13 protein-coding genes and 3 tRNA genes are annotated in these 15,981 nt (G+C 63.5%); 3 read left to right on the forward strand and 13 right to left on the reverse strand.

Features of this window, described 5'->3' with window-relative positions:
• Positions 1-62: 62 nt before the first annotated feature.
• Together ABEA18_RS13510 and ABEA18_RS13515 are read right to left on the reverse strand one after the other, a co-directional pair.
• Positions 63-911, reverse strand: coding sequence for a fumarylacetoacetate hydrolase family protein (locus ABEA18_RS13510; RefSeq protein ID WP_345449907.1), 849 nt, complete (start codon positions 909-911; stop codon positions 63-65).
• Positions 912-952: 41 nt separating this feature from the next.
• On the reverse strand, positions 953-1,621 hold the full coding sequence (locus ABEA18_RS13515; protein ID WP_345449908.1) for a DUF1684 domain-containing protein: 669 nt from the start codon (positions 1,619-1,621) through the stop codon (positions 953-955).
• Positions 1,622-1,743: 122 nt separating this feature from the next.
• On the opposite strand from ABEA18_RS13515, the gene ABEA18_RS13520 reads away from it, so the two are divergent.
• Both ABEA18_RS13520 and ABEA18_RS13525 read left to right on the forward strand, forming a co-directional pair.
• Complete coding sequence (locus tag ABEA18_RS13520; RefSeq protein ID WP_345449909.1) at positions 1,744-2,553, forward strand: hypothetical protein; 810 nt, start codon at positions 1,744-1,746, stop codon at positions 2,551-2,553.
• 66 nt (positions 2,554-2,619) lie between these two features.
• Positions 2,620-3,426 (forward strand): transglutaminase-like domain-containing protein, encoded by an 807-nt coding sequence (locus ABEA18_RS13525; RefSeq protein ID WP_345449910.1) that lies wholly within the window; start codon positions 2,620-2,622, stop codon positions 3,424-3,426.
• A gap of 6 nt (positions 3,427-3,432) precedes the next feature.
• Here the strand turns inward: ABEA18_RS13525 and ABEA18_RS13530 are convergent, their stop codons facing one another.
• The 7 genes from ABEA18_RS13530 to bcp form a co-directional block, all read right to left on the reverse strand.
• Complete coding sequence (locus ABEA18_RS13530) at positions 3,433-3,912, reverse strand: MarR family winged helix-turn-helix transcriptional regulator (RefSeq protein WP_345449911.1); 480 nt, start codon at positions 3,910-3,912, stop codon at positions 3,433-3,435.
• The gene (locus ABEA18_RS13535) at positions 3,909-5,042 is read right to left on the reverse strand and encodes an LLM class flavin-dependent oxidoreductase (protein ID WP_345449912.1); all 1,134 of its coding nucleotides are present in this window, start codon (positions 5,040-5,042) and stop codon (positions 3,909-3,911) included. Before ABEA18_RS13535 ends, ABEA18_RS13530 begins: the two co-directional genes overlap by 4 nt.
• Before the next feature lie 147 nt (positions 5,043-5,189).
• Positions 5,190-8,393 carry an efflux RND transporter permease subunit gene (locus ABEA18_RS13540; RefSeq protein ID WP_345449913.1) on the reverse strand — a complete coding sequence of 1,068 codons (3,204 nt, stop codon included), beginning with the start codon at positions 8,391-8,393 and terminating at the stop codon, positions 5,190-5,192.
• Positions 8,394-8,457: 64 nt separating this feature from the next.
• The gene (locus ABEA18_RS13545; protein WP_345449914.1) at positions 8,458-9,963 is read right to left on the reverse strand and encodes a malate:quinone oxidoreductase; all 1,506 of its coding nucleotides are present in this window, start codon (positions 9,961-9,963) and stop codon (positions 8,458-8,460) included.
• 79 nt (positions 9,964-10,042) lie between these two features.
• Positions 10,043-11,710: an ABC transporter substrate-binding protein gene (locus ABEA18_RS13550; RefSeq protein ID WP_345449915.1), complete on the reverse strand. Its 1,668-nt coding sequence runs from the start codon at positions 11,708-11,710 to the stop codon at positions 10,043-10,045.
• A gap of 133 nt (positions 11,711-11,843) precedes the next feature.
• Positions 11,844-11,925 (reverse strand) — tRNA-Leu (locus ABEA18_RS13555).
• 117 nt (positions 11,926-12,042) lie between these two features.
• The gene (gene bcp / locus ABEA18_RS13560) at positions 12,043-12,516 is read right to left on the reverse strand and encodes a thioredoxin-dependent thiol peroxidase (RefSeq protein ID WP_345449916.1); all 474 of its coding nucleotides are present in this window, start codon (positions 12,514-12,516) and stop codon (positions 12,043-12,045) included.
• Positions 12,517-12,626: 110 nt separating this feature from the next.
• Between bcp and ABEA18_RS13565 the strand changes: the two genes are divergently transcribed.
• A complete protein-coding gene (locus ABEA18_RS13565) occupies positions 12,627-13,100 on the forward strand; it encodes a MarR family winged helix-turn-helix transcriptional regulator (protein ID WP_345449917.1) in 474 nt (157 codons plus the stop codon).
• A 114-nt stretch (positions 13,101-13,214) separates the two neighbouring features.
• Here ABEA18_RS13565 and ABEA18_RS13570 read toward each other — a convergent pair.
• The 4 genes from ABEA18_RS13570 to ABEA18_RS13585 all read right to left on the reverse strand — a co-directional run bounded on the left by ABEA18_RS13570 (position 13,215) and on the right by ABEA18_RS13585 (position 15,787).
• A tRNA-Lys gene (locus tag ABEA18_RS13570) sits at positions 13,215-13,290 on the reverse strand.
• Positions 13,291-13,360: 70 nt separating this feature from the next.
• Positions 13,361-13,436: transfer RNA gene (locus ABEA18_RS13575), tRNA-Lys, on the reverse strand.
• A 113-nt stretch (positions 13,437-13,549) separates the two neighbouring features.
• Complete coding sequence (locus ABEA18_RS13580; RefSeq protein WP_345449918.1) at positions 13,550-14,656, reverse strand: PQQ-dependent sugar dehydrogenase; 1,107 nt, start codon at positions 14,654-14,656, stop codon at positions 13,550-13,552.
• A 57-nt stretch (positions 14,657-14,713) separates the two neighbouring features.
• Positions 14,714-15,787 carry a sunset domain-containing protein gene (locus ABEA18_RS13585; protein WP_345449919.1) on the reverse strand — a complete coding sequence of 358 codons (1,074 nt, stop codon included), beginning with the start codon at positions 15,785-15,787 and terminating at the stop codon, positions 14,714-14,716.
• Positions 15,788-15,981 lie beyond the last annotated feature (194 nt).

Below are 15,981 nucleotides of genomic sequence, written 5' to 3' on the forward strand. Positions count from 1 at the left end.
GACGTCTGCCGCGTCTTAATTGCCGGCACGGCAGGAGGCTCCATGGCTCAAGCCTTTCATATCTAGCTGGGAAATTTCTCCCAAGATGCTGCGATGACGGGGTTGCTGAGCTCTCCAATGCCCTCAACCCGGCAGGTCACAAGGTCTCCGGGCTCGATCCTGGCGCACTCGGCCGGGAAGCCTGTGAGGACCAGGTCTCCGGGGTGCAAGGTCATGAACGAAGTGAGGTAGACAAGGATCTCGTCCACTTTCCATCCGAGGTCGGCCGTGCTGGCCGTCCGTAATTCCTTGCCGTTGTGCACGATACCGATTGAAAGGTCGCCCTCAGTGAGGTCGGTGACGATCCACGGTCCGGCAGGAGTGAAGGTGTCCTGGCTTTTCGCGCTGATCCATAGTTCGTCGGTCTTTTGCAGGTCCCGCGCCGAGACGTCGTTGCCGATCGTGAAACCGAGGATCGCGTCGCGCGCATTGTCGAGCGTGAGCCCGCGGACCTTTCGCCCGACGACGACGGTCAGTTCCGCTTCGGGGTCCACGTAACCGACATCCGAGGCGAGTTCGATGGCGTCGCCCGGTCCGATGACACTTGTGGCGGCTTTGTGGAACGCCTGCGCGGGCAGATCCCGGCCCGGCTGCCCGGTGTTGTGCGCCATGCCGAACACGTTGGCGGGCACAGACGGTGCAAGGAACGTGAACGCATCCTCGGAAACCTCGGCGCCCCTCACCCAACCCGGTCGCCCGGCGCTGCCGCCGTTGGCCGGCGAGCCGGGAAAGGGGCTGTCCACCACAGTCCAGCTCCGGCCTTGCGCGGAGGCGAAGTCGGCGGCGTCGTTCGCGACGAAGAAGTGTTCGTCCGGCGAGGCGGGCGAGAGCGGGCGGACCCGGGCGATCCGGTGAGCACGTGTGGAAGTCATGAAGACATCCTACGTCCTTCGGCCTAATTAGACGGGCAGGTTTAGACGGGCAGGTAGAGTTCCCCCACGGGGATGTCCGCGGCCAGGCGATTCGCCGGACCGGCCAAGGGGCAGGCCCAGGCCTCGTTGTATGCGCAGGACGGGTTGTAGGCGAAATTGAAGTCGAGCACGAACTCTTGTTGCCCGGATCCGCGAAGGCCGTGGAAGGCTCCCTTGATGGTGTCCAGCAAATAGCGGCCGGCGCCGTAGCTTCCTCCGGGTTTGCCGGCCGTGGCGTCGCGGAAGGGCACGAAGATGCCGCCGCCGTAGCTGCGCAGGCGCCACACGGCCAGCGAGCCGAGCTCGTCGAGGTCGAAGGTGCCGAGGCGGACAAACGGCACCACGCCGTCGGTTCCGGTCTGGACGTTCATCTCCTGGCCCGCGCCTTCCGGAGAAAGGGAAGCGTAACGGCGAAACCGGGAATCGTAGTCGGCAGTGCGCAGACCCGAGAAAGACCGCTTGCTGGCGGGAGTCAGTGCCGAGGCCGGGTGGGTTCCGAACATGCGGTCCCGTTCCTGGCGCCAGTAGACATGGGCTTGGAAGGGGTCGTCCATCGCGATCTTACGGACGTCGTCGTACAAGGCAAAGGTCCGCAAACGCCAGTCCGCGATGTCCACCGCGGAGATGTCCGCCACATTGTTTTCGTCCTCATCAAGCTGATCGGGAGCCATGCGTCCAGCCTAGCCCTACGATGCGGGCCGAAGCGGCGCAGCAAGTGCATCGGCTGGGTTTCACATGCGAAACGCCGATCGGGACAGGCAGGCGGTGGCTCGGCGCCGTTAGGCTGGTGCGCATGAGAGCAAAGCGGATCCCGTTGAAGTTTTCAGTCACCGTCCTCGGTGCGCTCATTGTGGTCGCCGCGGCCGGCTGTAGTTCCGATGGCAAGGGCGGCGCCGTCTGGACGGCCGGGTCCAGCAGTGCGGCGCCCGGGAGCGCGACCCCGTCGGCCTCGGGTACGGCGCCGCCGTCGGGCAGTTCCACTGGGAGCCCCTCTGCTAGCAGTACCGCGACGGCGGGGGCGACCGCCTCGGCGTGGAAGACATACTCGGATGCGGCCAAGAAGGTCAGCTTTGATCTTCCGAGTGACTGGATTGCGCAATCCGTCACGCCCGACGCCGGTTCCATGCCGGGCGCACTGAAGATCGAGGTCAAAGACGCCAAGGGAGGGTACCTGGCGACCCTTCACACCGGGCTGCCCTCGGCGAGTCCGGCTGACTGCAATCCGGCCGCCAAGCGTCCTTACGTCGTGGTCAGCAGCGTGCCCATTGACCTGCCCCATGCCGAGGGTGATTCCATGATCCCCCCGCACGTGGTGTTCCGGGTCATCCAAGGCTACAAATTCTTCGGTTCATACGGAATCACCAACTTGGTGGCCGGAGCTGATGGCCAGGCCTGCCAGCTGCGGAACCTTGTGGTGGGACCCGCGGGAAAGGGCAACTACTACTTCGGGGACATGCAAGCCGTGCATGCCTTCGCCACGGACGAAGTTGTTGCTCCCGCGAAGTCCTTTGACACCTTGGACCAAGCGGCCAAGTACGTTGACCAGAGTTCGGAATTCGCCAACGTCCAGCGGATGCTATTGTCTCTGAAGGTCAATCTGTAGAACCCAGGTTGACGCACACAGATCGGCGACAGTGGGGGTTGTCCAGCCGCAACACTCCGGAGATCCATGGAACGCAACGTTGCTGCCCAGCTCGTTTTCAAGACCGTAGCCAACACCAAGGTGGCCATGGCAATAGCCGTGGCCAGCAATCCTGGCTATGAATCGTTGACCGAAGAGCTGTCAGTCACGGTGGAAGGCGAAGCTGTTCCGCTCACCGAGCTGACGGACCATCACGGTGGACGTTTCCAGTACATGGAGTTCGACGAACCCAGCGAGGTAACTGTTGATTACCGTGCCTCGGTGGAGGGCTTGGGTGTCCCCGATGAGTCCTCCCGGATGGAGCTCATCCGCTATGTCCGGCCCAGCCGCTATGCCGAGTCCGATCGGCTTCTTCCGACGTCGTACGCCGAGTTCGGCGGGCTGCACGGCGAGGAGCTGTTGCAGGCAGTCCGGAACTGGGTCCACCACGAGCTCCGTTACGTCAGTGGTTCCTCGCGGGGGACGGACGGCGCAGTGGAAACGCTCCTGCACCGCAAAGGTGTTTGCCGGGACTTCGCCCACCTTGCCATTGCCCTCCTGCGCTCCAAGGACATCCCCGCCCGTCTCGCGGCGGTGTATGCGCCCGGGTTGAGCCCCATGGACTTCCATGCCGTGGCTGAGGCCCACATCGACGGAACCTGGTACGTGATCGATCCCACCGGCCTGGCTCCGCGCGAGTCCATGCTGCGTATTACGGCCGGACGCGATTCCTCGGACACCGCGTTCCTTTCCACGGTGGGCGGCAGCTTGTCGTTGAAGAGCTTGAAGGTCACGGCAATAGTGGCCGACGAGCTGCCGGATGAGGATCCGGCAAAGCTCGTCGTCCTCCGCTAGCTTTCGCTAGCCTTCGCGAGGCTGCTTGTGTGCGACGAACGCCTGCAGCTTTTCGGTCAGACGTAGAAGCTCACGCTGCTCTTCGGCTGTCAGGGCCGGGGCCACAAGTTCAGCGATGTCGCGGATGTGCTCGCGGCCGATCTCCTTCTGTAGTTCCTGCCCCGCAGCCGTAAGCCCCAGCAGGATCCCGCGTCCGTCGTCGGGAGCGATGCTGCGCTCCACGAGACCGCGCTTCTCCAACCTGTCAACCAGCCTGCTCAGGCTGGATTGGCTAAGCAGGACGTGATCGTTGATCTCGTTCAGCCGCAGCTTGCCCGTGGGGCAGCGGGAGAGAGTGAACAGGACGTCGTACTCCTTGATGGGCAGCTTCTTGAATGCCTGCCCGGCCTGGAGGCGGCGCATCACCGCCACCTGGGAGCGGAACAAGGACTCCCAGGTTTCGGCGGCGAGGCGCACGGCGGACGAGGTGGGTGCCGCGGTGGTCACGGGGTCCGCCCTATGCCGCCACTGACAGCATCTGCTGCGTCGTCCTTGGCCGAGGCGATCACGGACGCTGCCACCCGGGATGCATGGGTGGGTGCGTCAGGTACATGGGCAGGCTTCCGGTCTTCGAATTCCTTGCGCAGGACCGGCAGGACTTCTTCGCCGAAGAGGTCCAGTTGCTCCAGGACGGTCTTGAGCGGCAGGCCCGCGTGGTCCACAAGGAACAGTTGGCGCTGGTAGTCGCCAAAGTACTCGCGGAAAGTCAGGGTCTTTTCGATGACTTCCTGCGGACTGCCAACGGTCAGGGGCGTCTGGGACGTGAAGTCCTCGAGCGAGGGCCCGTGGCCGTACACCGGTGCATTGTCGAAGTAGGGGCGGAATTCCTTCACGGCGTCCTGGGAGTTCTTGCGCATGAAGAACTGCCCGCCGAGGCCCACGATGGCCTGGTCAGCGTTGCCGTGGCCGTAGTGCTCATAGCGTTCGCGGTACAGGCCGATCAGCTGCTGGTAGTGCTCCTTGGGCCAGAAGATGTTGTTGGCGAAGAAGCCGTCGCCGTAGTACGCGGCAAGTTCCGCGATCTGCGGGCTGCGAATGGAGCCGTGCCAGACGAAGGGCGCGACGCCGTCGAGCGGGCGGGGCGTGGAGGTGAAGTTCTGCAGCGGGGTGCGGAACTTGCCGCTCCAATTGACGGTGTCCTCATCCCAGAGCCGGCGGAGCAGGGAGTAGTTCTCCACCGCGAGTTCGATTCCGTCCTGGATGTTCTTGCCGAACCAGGGGTAGACGGGGGCGGTGTTGCCGCGGCCCATGATGAGGTCCACGCGTCCATCCGCCAGGTGCTGGAGCATCGCGAAGTCTTCGGCGATCTTGACGGGATCGTTCGTGGTGATCAGCGTGGTGGACGTTGACAGCGTGATGCGTTCAGTCTGCGCTGCGATGTACGCCAGTGTGGTGGTGGGGGACGATGAGAAGAAGGGGCGGTTGTGGTGCTCGCCGATCGCATAGACGTCCATGCCGATCTCTTCGACCTTCTTTGCGATCGCCACGGCGGCCTTGATGCGTTCGTTCTCCGTGGGGGTGTGGCCCGTGGTGGGGTCAGTGGTGATGTCGCTGACGCTGAATACGCCGATCTCCATGATGTGCCTTTCTGCCTGCCCGATTGGTGTGCGGGCTCTGCCAACAGTCTATCCCAAAATAGATGCATTTGCATGTATCACTGGCTGCAACAGGGTACGGCATCATTTTGTTCCCGGTGTATCGCCTTACTCGGCGGGGCTGGAGGCTTAGCGGCGGCCGGTGACTTTCGGAATCATTCCGGTGGTCCAGTCCGCGTGATCGCTTTCGCCGTGTCCGGCGATACCGTCCTTCGCGACGTCGGGGCGTTGCGTAAGTGCCTTGAGCAGCGACTTCTTCTCCCGCCGGCCTTCGACCAGTTTGTAGAGGACGGGCACAAGGACGAGCGTCAAAGCCGTGGACGAAACAAGGCCGCCGATGACCACAACTGCGAGCGGCCGGGAAATGAACCCGCCGCCTCCTGTGAGGCCCAAAGCCATGGGCGTCAGGGCGAATACGGTAGCAAGCGCCGTCATGAGGATCGGACGTAGCCGCTGCCTCGCGCCGTGGGTGATGGCGTCCGCCACGCTCATTCCGGGGCCGCCATTATGAGGTTTACGGTACTGGTTGATGAGATCGATCAGGACGATCGCATTGGTCACGACAATTCCCACCAACATCAGCATGCCGATCAGGGAAGGCAGTCCGAGAGGAACCCCCGTGACCAGGAGCAAAGCGATGGCGCCGGTCGCCGCGAAAGGCACGGACACCAGCAGGATGAGGGGCTGGATGAGGGACTTGAACGCGGCCACCATGATGACATAGACAATGGCGACGGCGGCCAGGAGTGCGAGGCCGAGCTGGCGGAAGGAGTCCGCCTGCTGAGTCGTGGCGCCACCGATGGTGGCGCTAACGCCCGCAGGCAGCTGCACCGAGGCCAGCCGGTCGCTGACTGCCGAGCTGACGGCGCCAAGGTTGGAGCCCGACGGCGTCACGGTCACCTTCGCGCTCCGCTGGCCGTTGCTGCTCGTGATGGAGACCGGAGTGTCCACTTGGTCTACGGACGCGATGCTCGAGAGCGGAACCGGCCCCGCCGGCGTCGGGAGATTGATGGCCCTGACATCGGCGATGCTGCTGAAGTGCGTGCCTTCGCCGATCTGTACCGGGAAGTCCGTGGTGTCGATACGGACAGTGCCTGCGGGGATGGGGCTGACGGTGGACGCCAGGACGCCGGCAACTTGTTCTTCGTTCAGCCCGGCGGCGACGGCCTTGGCGCGATCAACCTTCACCTGCACCACCGACTGGCTGGCATCCAGGTTGGTGGCCACCTCGGCACTCCCGGGCACGCCGTCCATGGCCTTGGCCACCGCGTCGCTTGCCGTCTTGAGATCCGCCGAGTTGGCAGCGTTGATGGTGATGTCGACGCTGGAGGACGTGCCCAGGCCGCCTTGCTGCGCACCAACAGTGACCTTCCCGGGAGCCGAGGAGCTGGCGAGGCGGGACCGGACTGTGTCCTGCAGTTTCTGCTGATCAGCCTTATCGTCCGTCACCACCGTGAAAGTCGAGTTGGAAGCGCCACTTGAGGTGAGGGCGGCGAATCCGGTTTGGGCGTTGCCCGAGGTGACCTGGACGTCCTTGATTCCGTCGATCCCGCGGAGGACCGATTCCACCTGCGCGGCGGCGGCGCCGGTCTGCTCCAGGCTGGTGCCGGCAGGAAGGACCTGGCGGACAGTCATGCTGTTCTGGCCGGAGTTGCCGAGCAGGTCCGTGGCGAGCAGAGGGGACATGGCAGCTGTTCCACCCAATACCAGGACCGCGGCGACGATCGTCATGACCGGGTGCTTCTGGGTCTTGGACAGGATGGGCAAATAGCCGCGCTGCAGTCGGCTGCGTTGCTCTGCCTCGTGCGCCTTGGTTCGGGCATCCTCCGCGGCACGGACGTCCTCCGCAGCCGAGGCCTGCGACGGCGATTTGAGGAACCAGTACGCCAGCACCGGAACGATGGTGAGGGACACGAGCAACGAGGACAACAGGGCGATGGTCACCGTCAGGGCGAAGGGCCGGAACAGTTCGCCCGCCAGGTTGCCCACAAAGGCGATCGGCAGGAAGACGGCAACCGTGGTGAGGGTGGACGCCGTGATGGCGCCGGCGACTTCCCGGATCGAATTGAGGATGGCCGCGAGCTTGTGCTCGCCATAGCTGAGGTGCCGTTTGATGTTCTCGATCACCACGATCGAGTCGTCCACAACGCGGCCGATTGCGATGGTCAGCGCGCCAAGCGTGAGGATGTTGAGCGAGTAGTGGGTTGCCGATATGCCGATGAACGTGATCAGGAGCGACAGCGGAATGGATACCGCCGTCACGAGCGTGGAGCGTACGGACATCAGGAACACGAGGATGATTGCCACCGCGAAGCCAAGTCCAAGAAGGCCTTCCGTGGTGAGGTCCTTGATGGATTTTTCGATGTACGGGGCCTGGTCGAACACTGGCGTGAAGTGCGCATTGGAGCCGAGTTCGGCTTCCATCTGGGGAACGGAATCCTTGACAGCGTGCGAAATGGCGACGGTATCGCCGTCGGGCTTCTTCGTGATGGACAGGGCCAGCGTGGGTTTCCCGTTGGTCCGGGTAATCGAGGTTGCGGCGTCGTCCTTGATGCCAACGTCGGCAACCGATCCGATCGTGGTTCCGGCCTTCGCCCCGGTGAGCGGCAAGCCCTTGATCACGTCGAGGGAGTCCACCGGGCTGCCGATCTGCAGGGAGAGGGTCTTGCCCTGATCCTCGATGGTTCCGGCCGGGACCAGAGTCCCGTTGTTCTTGAGGGCGTTCGTAAGGGACTGAACCGTGGCGCCGCTGGCGGCCATGGCCTGGGCTTTGGGTTGGATCAGGATGTGCTGGGTAGCCCCGCCCGTCACATCGGCGCTCCGGACCCCGTCCAGTTTCTGGAGCCGGGGGACGCTCAAGCGCTGCAGGTCCGTGTTCAGCTCGCTGAGGGACTTGTCCGAAGAGACCGCCAGGTACACGATCGGGAAGTCGCTGATGCTGCCGGCAAAAGACCGGGGCTCGACGTCGGCCGGCAGAATGCGCTTGGCGTTGGAGATGGCGCGATCGATCTGGTTGCGTGCGCGGTCCAGGTTCGAACCGTAGGTAAACACCATGGAGATCTGCGAAACACCGTTCCGCGACGTCGACGTGGTCGATTCCAGGCCTTCGACGCTGTTCAGTGCCGCTTCGAGCGGACGGCTCAGTTGCTTGTCGACAACTTCCGGGGACGCGCCCGGCATCGCCGTGATCACCGAGATCTGCGGGAACTCGATCGAGGGGATGAGCTCCTGCTTGAGGGAAGACATGGTGATCACGCCGAACACCGCCGCGAAGACGGTGATCAGCGCAATCAGTGCCCTGTTCGCCAGTGAAAGCTTTGCCAGACGGAACATTGCACTGTCTCCTGGGATTTACGGTCTGTTTCTTGTCTGGAACCGGCCGCAGCCCGGACGGTTGCTAGTGCTGAACAGCGTCGGCAGGCTCAAGTTGGAGCGAACGGGCAGTGCTCGCTTCCAGCTCGGCGGCAAGTTCCGGGTTGTCGTTCAGTTTGACGCCATAGCCCGGCATCATTTCCTTGAGCTTGGACTGCCAGCCCTTGAAGTTCTTCGGGAAGGACCGCTGCAGCATCTCGATCATGATCGGGACAGCGGTCGAGGCTCCGGGGGAGGCGCCGAGCAGTGCCCCGATGGAGCCGTCGCGGGCCGTGATGACTTCGGTGCCGAACTGCAGCACGCCGCCCTTCTTGGAGTCCTTCTTGATGATCTGCACCCGCTGGCCTGCGGTGATGAGCTCCCAGTTGCCGCCGTCGGCCTGGGGGTAGTACTCGCGGAGGGACTCAACCTTGGCGTCGTGGCGCTTAGCGACTTCCTTGATGAGGTACGCAGTCAGGTCCATGTTGTCCTTGGCCACGGCCAGCATCGGGATGATGTTGCCCGGGCGGATGGACAGCGGCAGGTCAAGGTAGCTGCTCGTCTTGAGGAAGTTGGTGGAGAAGCCGGCGTACGGGCCGAAAAGCAGGGAACGCTTGCCGCCAACGTAGCGGGTATCGAGGTGCGGCACGGACATGGGCGGGGCACCCACTGAGGCCTGGCCGTATACCTTGGCGCTGTGCTGGCCGGCAATGGCCTCGTCGGTGCAGCGGAAGAACTGCCCGGAAACCGGGAAACCGCCGTAGCCCTTGCTTTCCGGGATGCCTGATGCCTGGAGCAAGTGGAGCGCTCCGCCGCCGGCGCCGACAAAGACGAACTTGGCGTGGATCTGGCCGTGTTCGCCGGAAGCGGGGTGCTTGAGCGAAAGGTCCCAGCCGCCGTCGGAGGCTTTGCTCACATCGGTGACGTTGTGGCCATAGTTGACTTCAACGCCGTTGGCAGCGAGATAGCCGGTCAGTTCGCGGGTCAAGGCGCCGAAGTCGACGTCGGTGCCTTCCGCCGCGCGGGTGGCGGCAACGCGCTGCTTGGCGTCGCGGCCCTTGACGATGAGCGGAGCCCACTTGGCGATCTGTGCCTGGTCTTCCGTGTATTCCATGCTGCGGAAGAGCGTGTTGGGCTTGAGTGCCTCGTAGCGGGTCTTGAGGAAGTCTGCGTGCTTGTCGCCGATGACGAAGCTCATATGCGGGACGGTGTTGATGAAGCCCTTGGGGGAGCCGATCAACTTGTTGTCCACGAGGTGGGACCAGAACTGCCGGGAGAGCTGGAATTGCTCGTTGATGTGGAGGGCCTTGGACGGGTCAACGGAGCCGTCCTTCGCTGCAGGTGAGTAATTAAGCTCACACAGCGCTGCGTGCCCGGTTCCCGCGTTGTTCCACGGTCCGGAGCTTTCCAGGCCGGCTTCGTCGAGTCGCTCAAAGAGGGAGATGGTCCAGCTGGGTTCGAGTTGCTTGATGAACGCACCCAGGGTTGCGCTCATGATCCCGCCCCCAATAAGGACGACGTCAGCGTGGTGTGTCTTGGAAATGAAGGTCACGATCAATCTCCGATAGCGGCGGCACTGGCTGTCACAGAATATCCCCGCGTGGGCGCATAACTGAAATTGCGGCGGGACGTCAAGACTTCAGGCGAACGTTTGTAAAAACTTCGTTTAAGACAGGCGACGCCGGGTACTTCTCGACGCGGTCGGAAAGGGCCAACGCCGAGATGGGGAAAGCGATGGGTACCGCAGGAACGGTGGCAGCGATCTGGGCATTGATGGTCTGGTACTGGGAGTTGCGGTCAGCGCCGTCGGGCAGTCCCCGGGCCCGGTCGATCTTTGAGAACACCTGTGGATCGCTGTAGCCGAACTCGCCGTTGTTCTCGCCGAAGAGCGTGCCCACGAAGTTGTCCGGGTCCGAGTAGGCGCCATTCCAGCCGAGCAAATGGAGCGCATGGTCACCGGGGGACTGGACCTTCTGGAGGTAGCCGTCGTCCCAGTTCACGGGTACCGGCTTGATGTTCAGCCCGATGGCAGTGAGCTCCGCACTGATCTCCGCGTAGATCTTCTCCGGGGTGGGAAGGTAGGCGCGCGTGACATTGAGCGGGTAGTAGAACTTGAGCTCCTCGCCTTTGTAGCCGGACTTGGCGAGTAGTTGCTTGGCCTTGTCCGGGTCGTATCCCAGGGACGGTGCGTTGTTGTTGAAGCCGCTCAGCTTGGGGGGAACGAACTGGGTCGCCGGCGAGGTGTTGTCGATGAAGAACTTGTGGATGAGGGTGTCTTTGTCGATGGCCATCTCGATTGCCTGGCGCACGCCAAGGTTCTGGAGGGGCGCCACGGACTCGTTCATCCCCAGGTACATCACGGAGAACGGATCCCGTTGGACGATTTGCATGCCCTTCTTGACCAATTGGTCGAAGGTGCCGGCGGTGACAAGGTCATATCCGTCGATGGTTCCTGCGAGCAAGGCCGAGAGCCGGGCCTGCGGATAGTCAAACGGAATGAAGTTGACGGTGGCTATCTCTCCGCGGTCGCCCCAGTAGCCCTTGTAGCTGTTGAGCGTGATGCGGTTCTGGGTCCATGACGAGAAAACGTACGGACCCGTGCCCACGGGGTGGGAGGCGTAGGCCGATGCCGGCTGACCGGACAGTTTCTTGTCCAGGACGTCGGCCTTGCCGTCTGCCATCGCTTTCGGGGACGACATCGCGAACGCCGGCAGCGTCAAGGCCTGAAGGAAGCCCGTGAAGGGCTTGGCCAGATTGATTTGGACGTGGTCGGGAGAGACAACCTTGCAGTTTTTGAAGAGCGAAAGGGAAGGTTCGTCCGAGAAGGATTTGAAGACGCTCTTGAATGCGATCCCAGGTGCCTGCTGTCGCACGGCCGCCGGGAAGTTGAACCAACGGTTGAAATTGCTGCAGACGGCCGCGGCGTCAAAGACGGTTCCATCGTGGAAGGTGACCTTTGACCGCAACTTGAAGTCGTAGCTAAGTCCGTCATTCCCTTGCGCCCAAGAGGTGGCCAGCAGGGGAGTTGGCTGGCCGGTGGACGCGTCGACCCCTACGAGGCCTTCCATCACCTGCCGGGTGACGCGATACGACTCGGAGTCGTTCGTCACGGCGGGATCGAGCCCAAGCGGCATCGACGGGGTGCCGAAGTTGAAGGTCTTGCTCGGCTCTGCCGAAGCGCCGCCCGCGGCCGATGTCGACGGTGCCGGTCCGGGACTCACCGTGCACGAGGTCAAGGCCATGGCCAGAAGGCCTGCGCCGATTTGTAGCGTGACACGGCGAAGCTTGCTGCTTACCACTCTTGTCCCCTCAAGGCAGTTGGACGGGCTGAGGCCCGCGGCAGCCGGACCGCAGCCCAGTCTAGTTCAGGGCCCTGAGTCCCGGCTGAAAACCGGAAGTGCCCCGGCCAAGGACCGGGGCACTTCCTGAATGTGCGCAAGGGGGGACTTGAACCCCCACGCCCGAAGGCACAGGAACCTAAATCCTGCGTGTCTGCCAATTTCACCACTCGCGCTGGTGTTGGTATCCGGAGCGGCTTCCAGGGATTCCCGCTCCGGTCATATACCGGCCTCCATTGTACCCGTGGTTTCGCGCCACCCATTCCAGCCGCGCCTATGCGGCGATGCGGTGGCTACTTGTCGAGTTTGAGGTCCCTGCGGAGTTTGGCGACATGGCCGGTGGCCCGCACGTTGTACTGGGCCACGGCCACCTTGCCGTCGGGGTCCACCACGATCGTTGAGCGGATCAGCCCTTGGTAGGTGCGCCCGTAGTTCTTCTTTTCGCCCCAAGCCGCATAGGCCTCAGCCACGTGGTGTCCTTCGTCGGACAGCAGGGGAAAGGTCAGTGATTCTTCGGCCACAAACTTTTCCAGGTCCTTCACCGTGTCCGGAGATATTCCAAGGACGTCGTAACCGGCAGCCTGGAGGGTTGCGAGGGAATCGCGGAAGTCGCAGGCTTGCTTGGCACATGCCGGCGTGGACGCCGCAGGGTAGAAGTAGATGACTGTCTTGCGGCCGCGGTGCGAGGCCAGGCTGACCTCGCGACCCGTGTGGTCCTTGAGCGTGAAGTCCGGGGCAGTGTCGCCTGGAATGAGTCGTTCGGCCATGTTGAGCTCCTTGCTAGCGTTCGCGATCACTCAGCTTAGTGACGGGCTGGCCGCTTCACGAATCCAACCCCGGTCATGATCGGCGCGCAGCGGTCTATATACTGGCCCTTATGCCTGATATGGAACGGTGGCCCACCGGGCGCCTGCTCTCCACGGCCGCGCGACTCGTGGAGCATGCCTGGAACGAAAAACTGCGCGGTATGGACCTGACCCATGCCGGGGTCATTGTCATGGAAGTACTTGCCGTCAATGGACCGACCACGCAGTCGACGCTCGCACAGATCGTCCGGGTTCAGGCTCAGACAATGGGGAAGACGCTCACCAGGCTGGAGGCCCACGGCCATGTCAGGCGCGCGCGCAGCGTGTCCGACCGCCGGAGCCAAGTGGTCAGTTTGACCGAGGCGGGCGAGCACACCCTCGGGCTCGCCACGCAATTGGAACGCGAAGTGCTTGCACCTGTGCCCGTGGACACTGCCAAACTGCGGCGGGAGCTCCAGTCGCTGGTACGCGAACTGGCGAACAATCATTCCTCGGCAGTCGTAAACGACATTGTGGCCGCAGCGCCGGGCGAAGCCTCCAACTAAGCTTCTGGGCCCGATCCGGTGAAGCTGGTCCGGTAAAGTCCGGCTCGCGGCGGAGCCGGCGGAAAAGCAAAAAGATCCCTGGACGGCCATTCAGCCATCCAGGGATCTTCCCTTTGGTGCACCCCCCGGGACTTGAACCCGGAACCCATTGATTAAGAGTCAATTGCTCTGCCAATTGAGCTAGAGGTGCAATTGTTTGTTGCTCGCAACGCAAAGAAATAACCCTTGAGCGGCTGCTGCCGCTCAAGGGTCCTTCCCTTTGGTGCACCCCCCGGGACTTGAACCCGGAACCCATTGATTAAGAGTCAATTGCTCTGCCAATTGAGCTAGAGGTGCATTTGTCGATTTCGATCAACGGAGGGCTTTTCTTCCCTCGTTGATCTCCGCAACGACATGTAACTCTACACGACAGTTGCCGAAGTGTGAAATCGGCACGGGCCTCCTGCGCGTCACTGGCCGGGAGGCTTCAGGACCAGCGCAAAGTCAGGGTTCTGGTTGTTGCTAAGGACCCAAAGCGTGCCGTCCGGCGCAAGCGAAATGTCCCTGAGTCGCCCGTAGTCCGCCGTGAGGTATGCCACGGGATTCCCCGCCGTTTCTCCATTGAGCGGTACCGTCCACAAACGCTGCCCGCGCAGCGCGCACGTGAACGCCGTTCCGTTCACGATCTCCAGCCCGCTCGGCGAGGCATCCGCCGTCGACGGCCAGACCACTTTGGCGTCGATGTAGCCGGCGCGGCCGGGCGCCCCGGTCACTTCCGGCCAGCCATAGTTGCCGCCCGCCTCGATGAGGTTTAGTTCGTCGTTGACGTCAGGGCCGAATTCGCTCGCCCACAGCCTGCCGGAGCTGTCCCAGGCGAGCCCTTGCACATTGCGGTGCCCGTAGCTGTAAACGGGGTTGCCAAACGGGTTGCCCGGCGCGGCTTTCCCCTCGGGGGTAAGCCGCAGGATCTTCCCGCCGAGCGCATTGCGGTCTTGCGCCCGCTCCGGGTGCTGCGCATCTCCCGTGCCGACATAGAGGAACCCGTCGGGGCCGAAGCGGATGCGGCCGCCGTTGTGGGTCGAGGCTTTGGGGATGCCTGAGAAGATGACTTCCGGTGCGCCGAGGCTCAGCCGCCCGTCCGCGGCCTCCTCAAGGCGGGTGCGCGAAATTCTGTTGTCCGATTCGGCGGTGAAATAGGCGTAAAGCAGGCGGTCGCTGGCGAACGCGGGGGAGAGGGCCAGCCCCAGCAGTCCGCCTTCGCCGCCGGGTACGACGCCGGGAAACTCGCCCACCGTCGTGGCCCGGTCGTTTCGGACCGATTTGATCAGCTTGGTGTCGCGTTCGGAGATGATGGCAGTTCCGTCGCCGAGGAACACGATGGACCACGGGAGTGTCAGATTCAGGTCAAGCTTCCGAAGCAGCTCCGGTCCGTTGTCTTGGGTGGGCCCCGGGCCGGGAGCGCTCCCTGTGCAGGCGCTTAGCGGCAAAGCCACGAGGCAGGCCACCGCTATCAGCGCCCGTGCAAGCGCAAAGCGGGACCGGAAAACGCTCCCCGATCCCGCCTTTGCGTGGTTCATTGCTTGTCCTGCTTGCAGGGCCGCTTGCCGCCGTGGATCCTCAGGTCCTTGGGGCCCTCAGCGGCGGTTCCTGCGGGGCGGACGGAAACCGGCTGCCTCGGCGTGGGCGCTCGAAATAAACCAGACCTCGGCCTTGACCTCGTCGTAGGACGGGCTGTCTTCATCGTGGTAGGTCATGGTGTCCGCGTTGCCTTTGACCGTGTAGCCAGCGGGGCCGCTCCCGTCGGCGCCGGCCGCAGCCGATCCTTCACCGTAGGGCTGCTCAGCGGCAAGATGCCCGCCAAGCGGCGGCGCGCCGGTGGAATCCTCGGCCTGGGTGGTTGACTCAAAAGGCGCCGGAGCCGCGTCGGGAACTTCGGACCGGTCTTCTTGCATTTCCGCAGCAGAGTCGACTGCCTCCGCCGCGGCGGATTCCGCACCGGGAAGCGTCGGTGCATGGGCGTCGGTGTATTCGCGGTGGTGGATCGGAGCGGGGGGTACGGGTGCGCCGCCTTCGCTCCAGGTAGCTTCCCACTCGGCGCTGTCGGCCAACTGTTCGGGGGTTGCTGGTTCCGTAGTCGACGAGGCCGGAACGCCTGCCGCCGCGGGAACGGAGGGTCCGGCGTCGGCCGCCGTAACGTCGTCGGCCGTCACGCCCCCTTCAAGTTCGGGCTCGGCAGCAACCGGCCCGGTGGTCTCGGAAACCGCATCCTCGGAAACCGCGTCCTCGGAAAGCACAGGTTCCGAGAGCGTGGGCTCCTCGAACATGGGCTCCTCCGCCGAGGTTCCGGCTGCGGAGGACTCTTCCGGGGCGGCCGCTCCGGTGTCGGGGGGAGGGGAAGGTCGCTCCCAATCGTCGACGTCGAGGCCCCCCGCCTCAGGCACCGCTTCCGGCTCCGGCTCCGGCTCGGCTTCGGGCGCGGCCGCCTGCGACGCGGCCACGTATTGATCCGCGGTCGCAGTTGCGGCGACCAAAGGGGCGGAGCCTGTCAAGGCGGCGGCTGTGACGTCCATCTGTGGAGAGGAAGCCGTCGGTGACGGCGAGGCCGGGGCCATGGCACCCGGGGAAGACTTCGCTCTATTGCGGCTCAGGAGCCACCAGACAATCGCGACGATCAACACGATGACGATGACCGTGATCAACCATTCCATGGGAGGAGCCCTTCTGTCTGTTCGAGTGGCGCATGTCTGTTCAATTGGCGCATGTCTGTTCGAGTGGCGCAGTGGTCGTGATTTGACGTTACGTCCGTGTCACGGGGCTGTCTAGGTTAGTCAATCGATTCGCGGCCATCAGGGCTCCCGTGGTCCCGTCGGGTGGAACTGCGGTCGACGATGAGATTGATGTC

The organism is Arthrobacter gyeryongensis (assembly GCF_039543785.1).
In the GTDB taxonomy this organism is placed as follows: Bacteria; Actinomycetota; Actinomycetes; order Actinomycetales; family Micrococcaceae; genus Arthrobacter; species Arthrobacter gyeryongensis.